This is a genomic window from Micromonospora sp. SCSIO 07396 (assembly GCF_053667945.1).
This window is the reverse complement of record NZ_CM132210.1, coordinates 1,457,056-1,474,366: the sequence shown is the minus strand read 5'-3', so window position 1 is coordinate 1,474,366 and position 17,311 is coordinate 1,457,056. Positions and strand designations below refer to the sequence as shown.

At 73.5% G+C, this 17,311-nt stretch carries 12 protein-coding genes; 3 read left to right on the top strand and 9 right to left on the bottom strand.

The window, feature by feature from the left end; genetic code table 11:
* Nucleotides 1–123: 123 nt before the first annotated feature.
* Entirely contained in the window at nucleotides 124–933 is an 810-nt protein-coding gene (locus tag ACWCHM_RS06585; RefSeq protein WP_204959051.1) for an SDR family oxidoreductase, read from the bottom strand.
* A gap of 1 nt (nucleotide 934) precedes the next feature.
* Nucleotides 935–1,954 carry an LLM class F420-dependent oxidoreductase gene (locus tag ACWCHM_RS06580; RefSeq protein WP_454221742.1) on the bottom strand — a complete coding sequence of 340 codons (1,020 nt, stop codon included), beginning with the start codon at nucleotides 1,952–1,954 and terminating at the stop codon, nucleotides 935–937.
* Between the two features lie 134 nt (nucleotides 1,955–2,088).
* Here ACWCHM_RS06580 and ACWCHM_RS06575 point away from each other — a divergent pair, with 134 nt between their 5' ends.
* A complete protein-coding gene (locus ACWCHM_RS06575; RefSeq protein ID WP_454221741.1) occupies nucleotides 2,089–3,303 on the top strand; it encodes a low temperature requirement protein A in 1,215 nt (404 codons plus the stop codon).
* 156 nt (nucleotides 3,304–3,459) lie between these two features.
* Here ACWCHM_RS06575 and ACWCHM_RS06570 read toward each other — a convergent pair whose 3' ends face one another.
* The gene (locus ACWCHM_RS06570; protein ID WP_454223034.1) at nucleotides 3,460–4,158 is read right to left on the bottom strand and encodes a maleylpyruvate isomerase N-terminal domain-containing protein; all 699 of its coding nucleotides are present in this window, start codon (nucleotides 4,156–4,158) and stop codon (nucleotides 3,460–3,462) included.
* A gap of 20 nt (nucleotides 4,159–4,178) precedes the next feature.
* Complete coding sequence (locus tag ACWCHM_RS06565) at nucleotides 4,179–5,066, bottom strand: phosphatase PAP2 family protein (RefSeq protein ID WP_204959054.1); 888 nt, start codon at nucleotides 5,064–5,066, stop codon at nucleotides 4,179–4,181.
* 287 nt (nucleotides 5,067–5,353) lie between these two features.
* Here ACWCHM_RS06565 and ACWCHM_RS06560 point away from each other — a divergent pair, with 287 nt between their 5' ends.
* Complete coding sequence (locus ACWCHM_RS06560) at nucleotides 5,354–5,977, top strand: DUF3159 domain-containing protein (protein WP_204959603.1); 624 nt, start codon at nucleotides 5,354–5,356, stop codon at nucleotides 5,975–5,977.
* 391 nt (nucleotides 5,978–6,368) lie between these two features.
* On the opposite strand, the gene ACWCHM_RS06555 is transcribed toward ACWCHM_RS06560, so the two are convergent.
* Nucleotides 6,369–9,275 (bottom strand): glycoside hydrolase family 48 protein, encoded by a 2,907-nt coding sequence (locus tag ACWCHM_RS06555; RefSeq protein ID WP_204959055.1) that lies wholly within the window; start codon nucleotides 9,273–9,275, stop codon nucleotides 6,369–6,371.
* Between the two features lie 891 nt (nucleotides 9,276–10,166).
* Between ACWCHM_RS06555 and ACWCHM_RS06550 the strand changes: the two genes are divergently transcribed.
* The gene (locus tag ACWCHM_RS06550; protein WP_281895971.1) at nucleotides 10,167–11,663 is read left to right on the top strand and encodes a GH1 family beta-glucosidase; all 1,497 of its coding nucleotides are present in this window, start codon (nucleotides 10,167–10,169) and stop codon (nucleotides 11,661–11,663) included.
* Nucleotides 11,664–11,738: 75 nt separating this feature from the next.
* On the opposite strand, the gene ACWCHM_RS06545 is transcribed toward ACWCHM_RS06550, so the two are convergent.
* The 4 genes from ACWCHM_RS06545 to ACWCHM_RS06530 form a co-directional block, all read right to left on the bottom strand.
* Nucleotides 11,739–12,158, bottom strand: a complete 420-nt coding sequence (locus tag ACWCHM_RS06545) for a roadblock/LC7 domain-containing protein (RefSeq protein ID WP_255553967.1) — start codon at nucleotides 12,156–12,158, stop codon at nucleotides 11,739–11,741.
* Entirely contained in the window at nucleotides 12,158–14,731 is a 2,574-nt protein-coding gene (locus ACWCHM_RS06540; RefSeq protein WP_454221740.1) for a sensor histidine kinase, read from the bottom strand. Before ACWCHM_RS06540 ends, ACWCHM_RS06545 begins: the two co-directional genes overlap by 1 nt.
* 69 nt (nucleotides 14,732–14,800) lie before the next feature.
* On the bottom strand, nucleotides 14,801–16,228 hold the full coding sequence (locus tag ACWCHM_RS06535) for an FGGY family carbohydrate kinase (protein ID WP_454221739.1): 1,428 nt from the start codon (nucleotides 16,226–16,228) through the stop codon (nucleotides 14,801–14,803).
* Between the two features lie 83 nt (nucleotides 16,229–16,311).
* A protein-coding gene (locus ACWCHM_RS06530; protein ID WP_454218939.1) for an IS5 family transposase occupies nucleotides 16,312–17,204 on the bottom strand; the annotation gives its coding sequence in 2 pieces (ribosomal slippage) (nucleotides 16,312–16,821 and nucleotides 16,824–17,204; 891 coding nt in all).
* Nucleotides 17,205–17,311: the final 107 nt, after the last annotated feature.

Below are 17,311 nucleotides of genomic sequence, written 5' to 3'. Positions count from 1 at the left end.
CGGTGGGGCCCGCCGGACCGGACACGGCGGCGGGCCGGGAGCACCCCGACCGTGGGCCGGACCCCGACGGCGCGGAACCGGACCACCGTGGCTGCGGACCGGACCGTGGTGGGCCGGGGCCGGCTACGCCGGGGGCGGGTCGGCGGCGCGCAGCCGGCGGACCAGTTTGCGCAGGCCGGCCTGCCAGCCGTCCGGGTCCTGCGCGCGGCGCAGCGCGTACCCGGCGACCTCCGGGTGGGGCAGGATCAGGAAACGTTCCTCGGCCAGTCCGGCGACCGCCGCGTCGGCGACCTGGTCGGGGGTGAGCACCGGGCCGGAGGCGGCGATCACCCGGGCGGCCAGGTGGCCGGTGGCCAGCCCGTCGGCGAGCATCGGGGTGTCCACCCCCTGCGGACACAGCGCGCTGACCCGGATGCCCTGGTCCCGGTAGGTGACCGCCAGCCACTCGGCCAGTCCGACCGCCGCGTGCTTGGTGGCGGTGTACGGGGCGTCGCCGACCGCGGTCAGCACCCCGGCCGCCGAGCAGGTGTGCATCAGGTGACCGCCGCCCCGGGCCAGCATGCCGGGCAGCACGGCACGGGCGGCGTACACGTGGGCGAGGACGTTGACCCGCCAGGCCCGGTCCCAGTCGGCGTCGGGGGCCTCGATGCCGACGCCGGTGGCCACGCCCGCGTTGGCGCAGAACAGGTCGATCCGGCCGTACCGTCGCTCGGTGTCGGCGACCAGGTCACGGACCTGGCCCTCGTCGGCGGCGTCGACGGCGACCCCCCGGGCGACCGGGCCGACCGTCGCGGCGACGGCGGCGGTCGCGCGGGCGTCGAGATCGGCCAGGACGACGGCGGCGGCGCCCTCGGCGGCGAAGCGGCGGGCCAGCGCCGCGCCGATGCCCCCCGCTCCCCCGGTGATCACCACGACCCGGTCGGTCAGGTTCATCTCAGCCCCGCCCCGCCGGCCGTCCGGCGTCCACCGCCGACGGCGGGCCGAGCCGGGTGATCAGCTCGCCCAGGGCGGCGGCTCCGCCGGCGGTCACCTCCGGGGTGGGCAGCAGGGCCAGCACCGGCACGTCCACCCCGGCGTCGGCGTAGCGGCGGACCTGGTCGCGGCAGTGCTCGGGCGAGCCGTGCAGGATCAGCGCGTCGACCACCTCGTCGGGCACGGCCGCGGCGGCGGCCCGCCGGTCACCCGCCGCCCAGGCCGCCCAGACCGGGCCGAGCACCGCCTCCCGCCCCAGCCAGCGGTGGAACTCCGCGTACGCGGGGACGGTGAGGTAGCTGGTGATCAGCCGCCGGCCGAGGGTACGGGCGTAGCCGGCGTCCTCGGTGGGGCAGACGAAGATCCGGGCGACCACCTCGAAGCCGGGACCGCGCCCGGTCAGCTCGGCCAGGGCCTGTGCGACGTCGTCGGCGGCCAGCCAGTTGAGGATCACCCCGTCGGCCTCGGCGGCGGCCAGCCGCAGCATCCCCGGGCGCAGGGCGGCCAGCAGCACCGGCGGCGGGCTGGCCGGCGGACGTTCCAGGGTGAACCGGCGCACCCGGAACGTGTCGAACGCCCCGTCGACCGTCTCGCCCCGCAGCGCCGGCCGCAGGAACCGCAGCAGGTCGCGGGTACGCCGGAACGGTTCGGTGTACGGCACCCCGTTCCAGTCCCCCACCACCACCGGTGAGGACGCTCCGATGCCGAGGGCGAACCGGCCCGGGGCGGCCTCGGCCAGCGCCGCCGCGCTCATCGCCAGCAGGCCCGGCCCCCGGGTGAAGGCGGGGGTGATCGCGGTACCCAGCCGCAGCCCGGGTTGCCAGGCGGCGGCCAGCGCCAGCGGGGTGAACGCGTCGGTGCCGTTGACCTCCGACGACCACAGGTCGGTGAAACCGGCCTCCGCGAGGGCCGCGTAGCCGGCGGCGTGCTCGGCGAGCGGGACACCGGTCAGCGGCACGGTGAAGCCCCATCGGTTCGTCATCCGGTCGATCGTGCCCGCTCGCCCCGGCCGGAACAAGGCCGGAGCCGGGGCGGATTCGGCGATACCCGCCGCCGCAGCCGCCCGGGATGTTACGAACCCCTGGTGGGCCGGGCCGACGGCGACTGCCGACGAGCATGACGGGCGGCGACGGTGCCGCCCCGCTGCGGCGTACCGGCCCGGCCCAGCGGGCCACGTTCCTGGAACTCTTCTTCGACCTGGTGTACGTCTTCGCGCTCACCCGGATCTCGTTCCGCGCCTTCGAGGACCTGGCCCTGGAGCCCGGCGGCACCACCGGCTGGTCCCCGGTCACCGGGGGCGTCAAGACGCTGCTGTTACTGCTCGCGCTCTGGGCGGTCTGGCAGGGCACCGCGTGGACGACCAGCCGGTACGACCCGCACCACGGCTGGCTCCAGTTCGTGGTGATCACCGCCCTGGTCGGCAGCATGGTGATGGGGGTGGCGATCCCCCGCGCGTTCACCTCCACCGGCCTGGCGTTCGCGGTGGCGTACGTGGTGACGCAGGTGTCCCGCCCGGGTCTGCTGCTGCTGGCCCTCGGCAGCCACGAGTACCGGCGGCTCAAGCTGCGCATGCTGATCACCTTCGGTGCGACCGGGGTGCTCTGGCTGACCGGCGCGTTCCTGTCGCCCACCCCGCGGGGGCTGCTCTGGGCGCTGGCGCTGGTCGTGGAGTACCTGGCCGCCCGGTTCGGCTGGCCGGTGCCGGGGCTGGGCCGGTCGAGGGCGAGCCGCTGGGACGTCGCCGGGGAGCACCTGGCCGAGCGGTACCAGCAGTTCTTTCTGGTCGCGTTGGGCGAGACGATCCTGGTGGGCGGGCTGGCGTACAGCACGGGCCCGTTCGATCCGGCCCGGACCGGCGCGTTCGCGGTGGCGCTGGTGACCACGGTGCTGCTGTGGCGGATCTACGTGCAGCGGGCCGGGCAGGTGCTCGCCGAGGCGGTGGTGCGGTCCCGGCACCCGTCGGACACCGGCCGCTCGGCGGCGGACACCCACCTGGCGATGGTGGTGGGGCTGGTCGGTACGGCGATCGGGTACGAGCTGACCATCGAGCACCCGCTCACCTCCCCCGAGGCGGCGTGGGTGGTGCTGGTGGTGGGCGGCCCGGTGCTGTTCCTGCTCGCCCGCGCCCGCTTCGAGTACGAGGTCTTCGGCCGGGTGTCGCCTTCACGGTGGCTCGCGGCAGTGCTGCTGGTCGTGCTCTTCCCGCTGCTGCTGCACGTGGTGCCGCTGGTCTCCGCCACGGTGGCCGCGCTGGTGCTGGGCGGGGTCGCCACGGCCGACGCCCGCCGGGCCCGGGGCCACCCCCCGGAACCAGCCACCCCACCCCTATAACCCCCGCCCTACCCACCCGCCCCCTTGATCAGCCGCCCGCCTGAGTCCGGTGATCAAGAGGTTTGCGTCAAGTCTGATCATCAAGCTGACGCGAACCTCTTGATCACCGCGCGCAAACCTCTTGATCACCGGGCGCGGCGGGGTGGGTGGCGGGGGTCAGCGCTGGGCGGTGAAGGACAGGTGGGGCCAGGGGTGCGCGGTGATGATCCGCTGCTCGGCGGGAGTGAGCGGGGCGCGGCCGGTGGTCTTGAAGACCAGGGTGAGGGGGTCCCAGCCGAGCCCGTCCGGGACCGGTCGTCCCCCGGTGACCAGGTCGGCGATCACCCGCGCGGCGGCGGGGGTGAGCCACGGCTCGCGGTGCAGCGCCACCGCCAGGTCCAGCCCGTGCACGCCGACCTCCACCACCCGGGTCACCAGGAACTCGTGCACCGTCATCGGGTCACCGTGGCGGGTGCGGACGACCCGGTCGGCGGACTGCGCCCGCACCGCCGCGTCGGTGGCCCGCCAGGCGGCGGTGAAGGCCGCCGCGGCAGCCACCGCTTCCGTGGACCCGGTCGGGGCGGCGGGACCGCGGGCCGCCCGCCGGGCGCTGGCGATCCGGTCGGCGTCGACCTGCGGGGTGAACTTCGCCGGGCCGAAGTAGCCGGCGGCGTCCACCTCGGCGCGCGGCGGCGCGGGCGCGGCGAGCATGTCGACCAGGCGTCCGGCACCCGTTCGGACGTGGGCGACGAGATCCCGGACCGCCCAGGGCGGGCACGGGGTGGGCCGGTCCAGGTCCGCGTCGGTCAGCGTGGACAGGACCACCCCCAGCCGGGCGCACTCGGCCCGGAACGCCGTAGCGGCCACGGGCACCAGGTGCCGACCCCGGCCTCCGGTCAGCCCTTCCAGCGGGGTACCAGGCGGTGCACGGACAGCAGCACCAGCGCCGCCACCACCCCCATGGTGCCGGCGATCCCGGCGGCGCTGCCGGCGTACCCGATGAACAGGGTGCGGCGGGTCAGCTCGTCCACCGGCACCTGCTGCTGGTCGAGCAGGCCGGACAGGGCCAACCCGCAGCCGAGGACGGCGAGCAGGCCACCGATGCCGAGCACGCTGGCGGCCACCTTGTGGGCGTCGTCGGGGGCGACCTGCGCCTGCTCGTGCTGGAACACCAGCAGCAGCAGGCCGGCCAGCGCCGCCCATACCCCGACGACCAGGAAGGCGGCGACCGCGTCGCTGGGCCGGTGCCAGCCGGCGGAGAGGGTGGCCACCCCGGCCACGGCGGCGTACGCGGTGCCGAGGAACGCCCCGAGGACGCGCACCTTGGCCGGCAGCACCAGGATCAGCGCCAGCGCCACCGAGGCGGCGATGGTGGTGTGTCCACTGGGCAGGCTGTTGCCGACCGCGTCGCGTTGCGGGTCGATGCCGAGCGCGGGCCGGTCGATGACGTACTTGAGCACCTGGGTGGTGACGTTCGCGCCGGCGATCAGCAGGGTGGCCGAGATGGCGAGCGCCTTGCGGCCCCGGATCAGGGCGATGAAGAAGATCACCACCATGGCCGCCAGCAGGGAGACCACCGACATGGCGTTGAGGATCCGGTTGACCAGACCGTCGATGCGGTCCTGGCCGATCCGGTTGCCGGTCAACGCGACGGTGTCGAGCCACTGCCCGGTCCCGGTGTGCACGGCGAACCGCCACACCAGCAGAAAGGCCGCCGTCTGGGCCAATGCCAGCACGACCAACCAGACCGCGGTCCAACCCCTTGCCGTCGCACGCACCCGCACACCGTAGCGGCACGCGCGGCACGTCGCGCGTGGGCCCACCGGGGCGGTCCGGATACCTTGACACGGGACCACGGGAGGTGACGGTGACCGGCACACCACAACACGGACGATCAACCCGGCAGCCGCCGGACGGGGCCCCGCCGACACCGCACGGGCCGGCCCCGCAGCCACCGGCCGGACAACCTGCCCACGCCGTGCCACCGGCGGACAGGCGGCCGACCGGAGCCCTGCCACCGGCCGGTACGCAGCCGCCGGCCGACGCGCAGCCGGCGGGGCCGCCGGATCAGGTGGAGTCGCTGGCCGGTCTGCTCGGCGGGCGCAGTGGCGCGATCGACGCGACCCTGCCGCCGGTGGCGTTCACCGCCGGCTGGCTGGCGACCGGACGGTCGGTCGTCGGCGGGGTGGCGGTGGCGGTGCTGGCCGGCACGGCGGTGGCGCTGTGGCGGTGGCGGCGCGGAGACCGGCCCCGGGCGGTGCTGATCGGGCTGCTGGCCGTGTGCCTGGCCGCCGTGGTGGCGCTGCGGACCGGCCGGGCGGCCGACTTCTTCGCGGTGCAGGTCTTCTCGAACCTCGCCAGCGCGTTGGTCTGGGTGGTGAGCATCGTGGTACGCCGGCCGCTGCTCGGTGTGGTCGTCGGGGCGGCGCTCCGCCAGCGGGGCCGGTGGCGGCGCGACCCGGCGCTGCTGCGGGCGTACGGGCGGGGCAGTTGGGTGTGGGCGGCCACCTACGTGCTGCGGGTGGCGGTGTTCCTGCCGCTGTGGCTGGGCGGACAGGTGCTCGCGTTGACGGTGGCCCGGGTCGCATTGACCTGGCCGCTGGTGGCGGCGGCGCTGACGGTGAGCTGGGTGGTCATCCGCCGGTCGCTACCGACCGGCCATCCGGGGCTGCGGCACCCGGTGGAACCCGGGTGAGCCGCGCCGGCCCGCCGCCGACGCGCGGCGCGGGCGCGGCGACGCAGGCGTCAGGCGCGAGACGGGGGACGGGGCACCGACGGGGCGGGGGCCGGGGCACACACGTAAAAGGAGAGGCCGCCACGGGGGGAGCGGCCTCTCCGATCAACACGGTACTCCGTCACAGGGCGTCGCGTTATCCCACGCGCGCTCTTTTTTCGCCGCTTTCCCGCCACGGCGGGGAAGCGGGATGGTGGGGTGGGCCGGCCGCTCCGCTGCGTCGGCCGGACGGTCGACCCACCCCCGGCCTGACCGTGGGAATCAGGCCGCCCACCGACCGGGCTGTCCGCTCCCCCGGGCCCGGTCGGCCTCCGGGTGGGTGGCGCCGCGCCACCCACCCGGTGGGGTCAACTCACCCGTTCGGGAAGAGCATCCCGTAGTCCGCGTACGCCATGGCGATGTCGGACTGGGCCCAGAACCGGTGGTAGTTGAAGGTCGGCTCGGGGCCGCCCTTGAGGTACGCGTCGACCTTCGGCCAGTCCGGGTCGTTCTTGTAGAACGACCGGATGTCCAGGAAGCTCTTGCCGGCGGCGATGGTGTCACCGTTGGGCATCTTCCCGGTCCAGCCCGGCGGCACGTAGAGGCCCTGGCCGTCGGCGGCGTTGTAGACGTCGTCGAACCGCTTGTAGTCACCGCGGGTCTCGGTCGTCGACACACCCTTGCTGTCGCTGGCCGCCGAGAGCGCGTCCAGCAGACCCTTGCCGGTGGTCTTGGCCTGCGTGTTGCCGGACTTGGCCGCGTAGGCGATCAGGGTACGGGCGAGGGAGCCGGTGACGCCGACGTCCTGGCCCGTGGAGCTGACCTCCACGTGCAGACCGGTGTTGGACGCCGGGCTGCTCGGGTTCCAGTTGGCGGGCTGACCCGTCCACTTGAGCTCGGACGGGACCGACCAGTTGGTGCCCAGCGTGGTGTTGGCGATCGCCCACGGCACCCACTTGTCGAGCAGCGCCTTGGCCTTGGTGTTGCCGGTCTCCAGGTACAGCTCGGCGATGCGCTGCATCGACCAGACCTGCATGCCGAACCACTGGTTCGACGGCGGGTCGTTGTAGACCGGGTCGACGTCGTAGTACATGCCGTAGAAGGTGGCGGTGCCCGCCGGCGGCTGGGCGTAGCTACCGTCCCAGCTGTTGGTGGCGCCACCGGCGATGCCGCCCTCGGCGGACTGGAGCCAGGTGTAGAACTCCAGCTGCCGGTCGAGGCTCTTCTGCCAGTCGCCGACCGCGGTCGGGGACTTCGGCTTGAGCTCGTTCACGTTGGTCATCGCCCAGGCCGCGAACGGGTTCTGGTAACCGAAGTGGCTGTGGCTGGAGCCGATCCGCCAGGACCAGCCCGCGCTGGCGTCGTACGCGCCACCCCAGGCGTAGTACCAGGACAGCAGATAGTGCGCCGAGTCCTTGCCGGTGCCGGCGGGGCAGGTGCTGGCCCCGACGCAGTTGCCGATCTTCTTGAAGTACTTGTCGTACATCGCGTACCGCAGGTAGTCGCCCATCTTGGCGGCCTTGGCCACGGTGGCGGCGACGTCGGCCTGCTTGCCCTGCGCCTTGGCCCAGGTCAGCGCCCAGTACGCGGCCTGCACGGCGCGGGCGTCGGCGTCCGGGGCGTTGGTGTACTTCCACTGCTTGGCCGGGGCGCCCGAGTCCTTGACGAACAGGTCGAGGTAGCCGTACTGGCCGCCGTGCTTGAAGGTGTCGCAGGACGGCTGCGGGATGGTCTCCCACACCGACTCCTGGGTGCCGCGCTGGAAGGTGTTGATGTACGCCGGCTTGGTGGTGCCGTCACCGCAGCGGCCGAAGCCGTAGGTGTTGTCGACGTCCATCAGCCAGTGCATGCCGTAGATGTCGCCGGTGCCGTAGGTGGACTGCAGCTCCGAGCGCAGCGGGTCCTGGCCGACCGGGACGCTGGCGTTCAGCGCCGACGGGTACTGGCTGGGCAGGTTGTACTCGGCGGCGTACTGCGGGGTGCCGGCGACGCCCGCGGTGGGCTGGTCGGCGTGCGACGGGATGATGTACTTCTCCATCACCGTCCAGGCGTTGTTGAACGGCGCCCAGTTCTGGGTCACCCGGCCGTAGTAGGCCTCCAGCCACAGCCAGTAGCTGAACGCCTCGGAGGTGGTCTCGTGGCCGTGGTCGGGGGCCTCGACGATCAGCGTCTCGATCGAGTGGTACGGCACGCCCTCGGGGCTGAAGTAGCCCGAGTTCTTGATCTTGCCGTACTGGTCGAGGAACTTCGCCACGTAGGCGTTGTCGCCACCGGGGGTGTCGTTGTCGATCTCGGTGGCGGTGACCACCACCGAGGAGACCCCGGTGCCGGCCGCGGTGATGGTGGCGGTGCCACCGGCGGTGTCGGTGTCCTCCGCCGCGGCGACCGTGACGGTGACCCCGGTGCTCCAGTTGCTCGGGGTCAGCGTGACGCTGGCCGGCGAGACCGTGATGTCGGTGTCACCGGCACGGGTGAGGGTCACCGGCACGTTGCCCGAGGGCGCGGCGCTGAGCTTGAGGTTGAAGGTGCTGCTGCCACCCTCGTTGACGCTCACCGCGGAGGGCGTGGCGACCAGCGCCGGGCCGGTGGCGGGGCTGACGGTGAACGACTTCTCCGACACGCCGATGCCGTTGGCGTTGTCGTACGCCTTGGCCTGGACCGTGTAGCTGCCGGCCGGCAGCGAGGTCAGCGTGTACGCGTACGGCGCGGAGGTGTCGGTGTTGACCAGCATGCCGTTGCGGTAGAACTCGACCTTGCTGATCGTCCCGTCCGGGTCGCTGGCGGTGGCGGTCAGCGGCACGTCGGCCGGCGCGGTGAACGGGCCGGTGGGCACGCCGAGGGAGACCGTCGGCGGCTGGTTGGCCGGGGTGCCGTTGCACGGGGTGCCGTTGAGGGTGAACGACGTCGGCTTCGGGTTGCTGCCCGAGTAGGAGCCGTTGAACCCGATGGTGGTGGAGCCCCCGGTCCCGATGTTGCCGTTGTAGGACTCGTTGGTGGCGGTGACCTCGCTGCCGCTCTGGCTCCACTTCGCCGACCAGCCCTGGGTGACCCGCTGGCTGCTGTTCGGGAAGGTCCACTTGAGCGACCAGCTGCTGAGCGCGTCACCCAGGTTCTTGATGGTGACGTTCGCGGTGAAGCCGCTGCCCCAGTCGTTGGTGGCGTAGACCACGTCGCAGGCCGGCGCGGCCTGGGCCGCGCTGGCCGGCAGGCCCACCCCGCCGATGGCGAGTGCGGTGGCGGCGAGCATCGCCGTACGGCGACGTCTTGCCATGAGTCTCATGTGCGCGGTGTCTCCTCGGACCGGGCCGGGGCTGCGGGCCCCGGCGGAGGCACCTCCACGCGCTGATACAGGGGTGCGCGGGGGGACGGAGGTGCCGGAATGGTGGTCGGTCCGGCCGGTGGGCCGGGGCAGGGACGGGGTACGGCCACTCAAGCCGTCGTGCCGTTCCTTCGGGTGCCGTCCGGGAGACCCGGATGCCCTCGGCGACCCACTCACTCACGCGTGTCTGGCTCCGCTGCGTTGATTCGACAGTGTGCCATGGAAGCGCTCCCACAACAACTACCTCTGTCGAAACGCAGGTCGATGTTTCGATCTCGTTTAGGGGCTTTCACAAAGCCGTGACGGGCGTTACAGTCGCAGCATCGCCGATGGGAGCGCTTCCATCGACGGAGATGCAACAAGTGAAGGTCACAACCGTGGTCGCCCGACCACGGGGTTCAGCCCGAACGGCTGACGACGGGCCAGCCCGGACACCGTCGCCAGCCAACACCCACCATCACGGAGGGAGGTGGAACCAGAGCCACTCGCGTGGCCCGGCTCCCGCGCGACACGCACGGCCGGACGCCAATTCGAGCGTGCGTGTGTGCAACACAGGTGGGGACGGGGGTTGCCCTCCCCCGTCCCCACACTAAACCCCCGTACTCGACGGGAAAAGAGGCCGACGGGTCAGGCGTGCGCGCCGCCCGGCCGGCCTCGATCGCTATCTGCCCCTCGGCAGATCGGCCGACCGTCCCTGACGACGCCCGTCACACTCGCCATTCCCCATCCCGGCCGCCCACGCGCGGCCCTCTAGGCTGGCGGTCCGCCTCCCGAGGCGGCCGGGCCGTCGCACGCCCGCGCTGGGAGCGCTCCCGGCCGTCGGGGTGGCCCGCACCCTGAGGAGAAACATCCATGTCGATACTCACCCGGCGACGCCTGCTGCGCCGCGCCGCGCTCTCCGCCACCGCCACCGCCGGCGCCGGGCTCTCCGCCGCCGCCGCTGGCGCCGGACTGACCGCGGCCACCGGCGTCCTCGCCGCCGGCTGCGACGCGCCGAAGGGTGGCGATCCGACCGCCGACCCCGCCGCGGAGCGGGTGCGTTTCCCGCACGACTTCGGCTGGGGCGCCGCCACCTCGGCGTACCAGATCGAAGGCGCCGCCAAGGAGGACGGCCGGGGCGAATCGGTCTGGGACACCTTCAGCCACACCCCCGGGCGCACCCGCAACGGCGACACCGGCGACGTGGCCGCCGACCACTACCACCGCTGGGCCGACGACCTGGACCTGATGCGCGACCTCGGGCTGCGCAGCTACCGGTTCTCCATCTCCTGGCCCCGCATCCAGGCCGACGGCACCGGCAAGCCCAACCAGCGCGGGCTCGACTTCTACAAGCGGATCATCGGCGGCCTGCACGAACGCGGCATCGCCCCGATGGTCACCCTGTTCCACTGGGACCTGCCGCAGGCGTTGCAGGACGACGGCGGCTGGGAGAACCGGGACACCGCCCACCGGTTCGCCGACTACGCCGACACGGTCTTCCGGGGCATCGGCGACCAGGTGCCGGTGTGGTTGACCATCAACGAACCGAAGACCGTGGTGCAGAACGGCTACCTCTGGGGCCACCACGCCCCCGGCCGGCAGGACGCCGACGCCGCCTACCTGGTCGCCCACCACCTCCAGCTCGCCCACGGCCTCGCCGTGCGCGCGCTGCGCGCCACCGGCTACGACACCCGGATCGGCCCGGCGCTCAACCTGCACCCGTGCTACCCCGCCGACGACAGCCCGGCCGCCGCCGCCGCCGCGAAGCTGCACGACGGGTACGAGAACCGGCTCTACCTGGACTCCATCCTCACCGGCGCCTACCCGGCCGACGTGCTGGCCGACCTCGGCCCGGACAGCCGGATGGCCAAGGGCATCCGCGACGGCGACCTGGCGACCATCGCCAGCCCGATCGACCTGCTCGCCGTGCAGTACTACACCCCGCTCTACCTGACCGGCAACGGCAACACCGTCACCCGCTGGCCCACCAGCGAGGCGGACTGGCAGCAGATCTACCCGCAGGGCATGTACGACACCCTGACCCGGGTCACCCGCGACTACGGGCCGATCCCGATCACCGTCACCGAGAACGGCCTGCCCTGCCCGGACACCCTCGGCCCGGACGGCACCGTCGACGACGCCGGCCGGATCGCCTTCCTGCGCGACCACCTCACCGCCGCCCACCGGGCGATCGCCGACGGTGTGCCGCTGGAGAGCTACCACGTCTGGTCGCTGCTCGACAACTTCGAGTGGGCCGAGGGCTACGACCAGCGCTGGGGACTGGTCTACGTGGACTACCCGACCCAGCGGCGGATCCCGAAGCGCAGTGCCCACTGGTACCGCCAGGTCATCCGGGACAACGGCCTGTAGGCCGAGCAGGAACCAGAACACCACCGGCACGGCCGGACCGCGTGGGGGCGGTCCGGCCCGGCAGCCGACCGACCGTCAGCGGGGCAGCGCCTGCTGGAGTTCCGCGCGCAACGCCGGGGTCAGCATCTCGCCGGCCTGCTTGGCCAGCCGGGCCATCTCGTAGCCCACCACCCCGATGTCCGCGTCCGCGCCGGCCAGGGTGGCCAGGATCGAGCCGTCCCGGATCTGCATCACCAGGAAGTAGCCCCGGCCCATCTCGACCACCGTCTGCTTGACGACGTCCCCGTCGAACATCCGGGCGGCGCCCGCCGTGATGCTCATCAACCCCGACGTCACGGCGGCCAGCTTGTCCGCGTGGTCGCGGGGCAACTGCGCCGAGATCGCCACCAGCAGCCCGTCCGAGGAGACCACCACCGCGTGCGCCACCCCGGGCACCCGCTCGGCGAACGCGTTGACCAACCAGTTCAGGTCACGCGCCTCCTGGCTCAGTGTCATCACTGTCGTCCTCCTTCACTGCGCACACCCGGCGGCAGGATCAATTCGGTGGTCTCCTCGGCCTCGGCCCGGCGCACCCCGCTGTAGAGCCGGGACAGCATCCCGCCCACCGCCTCCGGGTCCGGGTCCTCGCGGACCCGGGCGGCCGGCGGCCGGGCCGGCTCGGTCACCGAGGTCAGCTGGGCCATCGGCACCCGCACCGGCAGCCCCCGGTCGTTGGTGCCGCCGGTGACCGGGACCAGCGGCGGCGGGGTGCTCCCGCCCAGCGTGGCCGGCGACGACGGGGCGGGACCCTGCCGGGACCACCAGCCGCCGTCGGCCGCAGGCACCGGTGTCCGCACCTGCTCGGCGCGGGCGGGCAACTCCGGCGGCGATGACGGGACCGGGCGACGGCCGGCCACCGGCAGCTCCGCCGGGTCCACCGCGCCGGGACCGGGCCACACGGCCGGACGCGAGGACGGCCCGACCGCAACCGACGGCGGCCCCACGGGACGCGACGTCAGGCCGGCGGGGGCGACGGAGGCCGACACCCGCGACCCGGATGACCCGGTCGGCGGTGCCCCGTCGGGCTCCGGTGCCGGGGCGAGCAGGGTCGCCGGCAGGGTCAGCCGGGCCACCAGCCCCTGCCCCTGCGCGGCCAGCCGCACGCCGACGCCGTGCCGGGCGGCCAGGTGGCTGACCACGAAGTGCCCCATCCGCTCGACCGCCGCCACGTCGGCCACCGGCGGCTCCGCCAACACCGCGTTGGCCTGCGCCAACGCGGTCGGGCTCATGCCCAGACCGGCGTCGGCGATCTCCACCACAGCCCCACCGCCCTCGGCCCACGCGGTCACCCGGACCAGGGTGTCCGGCCGGGAGAAGGCGGTCGCGTTCTCCAGCAGCTCCGCCACCAGGTGCACCAGCTCCCCGACGGCGTGCCCCACCAGGTACAGGTCGGCCACCGACTCGTGCCGGACCCGCTGGTACTGCTCGATCTCGGCGCTGGCCGCGAGCAGCACCGCACCCAACCGCACCGGCTTGTTCCACCGGCGGGTCGACTCGGTGCCGGCGAGCACCAGCAGGCTCTCGTCGTTCCGGCGCATCCGGGCGGCCAGGTGGTCCAGCTTGAACAGGTTCTCCAACTGGTCCGGGTCGGCCTCCTCCCGTTCCAGGTCGTCCAGCAGCTCCAGTTGCCGCTCCACCAGCACCTGGCTGCGCCGGGCCAGGTTGACGAACATCGCGTTGACCGTACGGCGGGTCTCCGCCTGCTCCACCGCGACGCTGACCGCGCTGCGGTGCACCGCCACGAACGCCTCGGCCAGCTCGCCGATCTCGTCCAGCGAGCGGACCACGGCGGGCGGCACGTCGATCGTCGGCACCCCGCCGTCGACGGTCCGCAGCCGCTTCAGGGCGTGCGGCAGCTCCACCTGGGCGATCCGCAACGCCTGGTCCCGCAGCCGCTGCATCGAGTTCGCGATCGACCGGCCGACCAGGACGGCCAGCAGCACCGCCAGGGCCAGCACCACCACGATGCCGCCCAGCACCAGCAGGGTGGTGCGCAACTGGTCGCCGCTGACCTCGTCGGCCCGGACCACCGCGTCGTCGAGCACCCGCTCCTCCAGCTGCCGCAGCAGTTCCTGCCGCTGCTCGCTGGCCGTCCACCACTGGTCGGCGGGCAGCACCGCGGGCAGGACGGTGCCCCCGGTGCTGATGCTCTTCTCCTCCAGCCGGGTGGCGTCGACGAACGCCCCGGTGCGCGAGGTCCGGTCGTACGCCTGGATCTGCGCGGTCGTCGCGGCCACCCGGAACGCGCCCAGCGCGGCGAGCTGCTGCGCCCGCAGGTCGGTGAGGTTGACCTGGTCCTCCAGGCCGTAGCGGCCGGCACGGCCGGCGGCGTACAACTGGCCCCGGATCCGCGAGGACAGCTCCTTGACCCGGGCCAGCTGCACGTAGCGCAGCACCGCGTCGGTCAACTCCGGACGCTCCGGCCCGGGGCTCGGCTCGGCGAGCAGGCCGAGCAGCGCCTCCACCGCCCGATGGTAGTTACCCAGGATGGTGTCGCTGCTCAGCACCGCAGGCGGCACCGCCGAGCGGATGTAGACCACCTGGTCGTACGCCTCCACCGCCTCGGCGTAGGCGACCTGCCAGGCGGCGTCGGCGTCGGCCAGCGGCCCGGCCGCCTCACGCAACGCCCCGAAGGCCGTATCGGTGGCGGCGTGCAGCGGCCGCAGCGCGACCAGCGCCGCATCCCGCTCGGCGGCGCTGCCCGCCCGGCGCAGCGCGGCCAGCTCACCGGCCGTACGGTCGCGTTCCTGCTGGAGCCGGTCCACCGCCGTGGTGATCTGCTGTCCGATGCCGACCTGCCTGGCGAAGTCGTTGAGCGCGGTGGTCCGCCCCACCAGCGCCGCGGTCTGCACCCCGGCCAGCACCAGGAACGCCACCGACGGGATGACCAGGACGGTGGCGAGTTTGGTACGCATCCGCCAGTCCCGCAGCCGCAACGGCGAACGCCGCCGGTGCGGCACGACCCTCTCGTCGAACCGGTTCCGACCCGGCGACTCCGCGCTCGGTGTCGGGTCGGGACCTGCGTCCACGTCTCGCCTCCTCGGCTCCCGTCCCCACGACAGGGGGCCGGGTCCATCCAACCAGGCCAGACAGCCGTGTCAACGGGTCGACGGCGCATCCGGGCCGGCGGAGCCGCCTGCTCCGGGGGCCGGGCCCGGCGAGGGGTCCTCCTCCGTACGGCCGGTGCCGGCGAGCCGGTCCGCGTCGGGCACCCGACCCAGCGCGACCAGCGCGGCCCCGGTCGCCCCGATCTCCCGCTCGGCGCGGTGCCGGACCGGACGCGGCGCGAGCGCGGCGGCGAACGCCGTACGCCACCACGTGGAGGCGGTCACCGCTCCCCCGCCGAGCACCACCTCGACGGGTGCGTCGACCCCGGACTCCAGCACGGCGAGGTCGTCGGCGACCAGCCGGCACAGCCCGGTCATCAGCCCGGCGAGGATGTCCACCCCGGTGCTGGAGAAGCTGAGCCCGCGCAGCTCACCCGAGCCGGCCGGGGCCAGCCCGGGTGGCCGGTCCCCGCCGAGGCGGGGGTCGGTCGGGAGCACGCCGTCCGGCGCGATCCGGGCCAACGCGGCGTCGAGGTCGGGCCCCTGCGGCAGCCGCAACTCCCGGTCGGCCCAGGCGAACAGGTTCCCGCCGCTGGAGTAGGCCGCCCCGGTCACCACGTGCTCATGGTCCACCCGGTAACGCCACAGCGAGGCCGGCAGGGGTGGCAGCGGCGTCCCGGCCGGAACCCGCTGGACCAGCCGCACCGCGGCCGAGGTGCCGACGGTGACCGCCGCCCGGCGCGGGTCGACACAGCCCGAGCCGACGTTCGAGGCGGCCCCGTCGCCGACCGGGGCGGCCCAGCGCGCCCCGGCCAGCTGCGGCCACCGGCGGGCGTACCCGGCGCGCAGCCGGCCCTGCCAGTCCATCGGGGCCAGCTCAGGCAGCTCACCCGGCCGCGCCCCGGCCACCGCGACGGCCTCATCGTCCCAGGTCAGCCGGCTCAGGTCGAGCAGGCCGGTGCCGGAGGCCATGGACACCGACATGGGCGCGTCGTCGAGCAGGTGACCCAGGACGTACTCGACCAGGCCGGCGAACCGGGTCACCCCGGCCGTACGGTCGCGCAGCCAGGGCAGCCGCACCGACCAGTAGCAGCGGTGCCACCATGCCCCGGTACGCGCGTGGAAGCCCTCCGGGTCGGCCGGGCCGGACGTCCCCGCCGGCGGTGTGGCCCGGGTGTCCAACCAGGTCAGCACCGGGCCGAGCGGGTCACCGGAGCGGTCCAGGGGCAGCACCGAGTGCCACTGCGCGCAGACCGCGACCAACCCGACGTCGCGCAGGTGACCGGCGGCGGCCAGCTCGTCGAGGCACTCGGTGAGGCCGGCGAGGTAGCCGGCGGCGTCCAGGGTGCCCGTGCCGTCCCCGGCGACGGTCAGCTGCACCCGGCGACGGGCCAACGCTCCCGGCAGCGGATCGGCGTCGGCGTCGAGCACCAGGCCACGGACCGAGGAGGTGCCCAGGTCGAGAGCGAGAATGTTCATCGCGGGTCACGGTACCCGGCGGTACGGGTGGGAACGCCCTTCCCCGGCGGGGGCGCACCGCCTAGGCCCTGTGTCGAAGTCGGTCATAGCCACTCGTTGATCGCGGCGATGTGAACGGTGGCTTCGTAGCGGACGGCGAGTTTGTCGAACCGGGTCGCTACGGCTCGGTTGCGCTTGAGTCGGTTGATGCCGCACTCCACGGCGTGGCGCTGCTTGTATCGCTCAGGGTCGAAGGCCGGGGGTCGGCCGCCCTTGGAGCCTTTCTTGCGTCGGTTGGCGTCTTGGTCGGCCTTCGAGGGGATCGTCGCGGCGATACCGCGTCGGCGCAGGTAGCGGCGGTTGGCCTTCGACGTGTAGGCCTTATCGGCCAGGACCCGGTCCGGGCGGGTCCGTGGCCGGCCGGCGCCGAGACGGGGCACCCGGATCCCGTCGAGTACGGCCGTGAACTGCGGGCTGTCCCCACGCTGCCCGGCTGTCAACACGATCGACAACGGCTTCTGCCCCTGCTCGCAGGCCAGGTGCAGCTTCGTGGTCAGCCCACCCCGCGACCGACCGAGCGCGTGATCGGTCGGCTCGACCCCGACCCCACCCGGCGGCTCTGCCTGCAGATCCCCCTTTTACGCGCCCCGGCAGCATGCTGATGCGCTCGGGCGACCGTCGAGTCCACCGACACGTCCCAGACCACCCGACCGGCCGCATCAGACACAGCCTGCAAGACGGTCAGGATCTTCGCCCAGGTCCCATCACGCTGCCAACGCCGGAACAGCCCGTACACCGCAGCCCAGGACCCGTAACACTCCGGAACATCCCGCCACGGGGCACCGACCCGTGTCCTCCACCGAATCCCATCAATAAGCTGCCGTTTCGTCCATCTCGACGGCCGACCCGGCCGACGCCCCGCAGGCAGCAACGGCTCCAGCGCCACCCACTGTGCGTCGGTAAGGTCATGCCGCCTCGCCACCACTAGGGTGTCCACGAGGTCTCCGGTGTTCGGGTTCTGCTTGGTCGCTGAACCAGATACCGGAGACCTCGCTACATCTCGAACACCAACACGCGAAGATCCTCACCCAACAGCCCAAACCC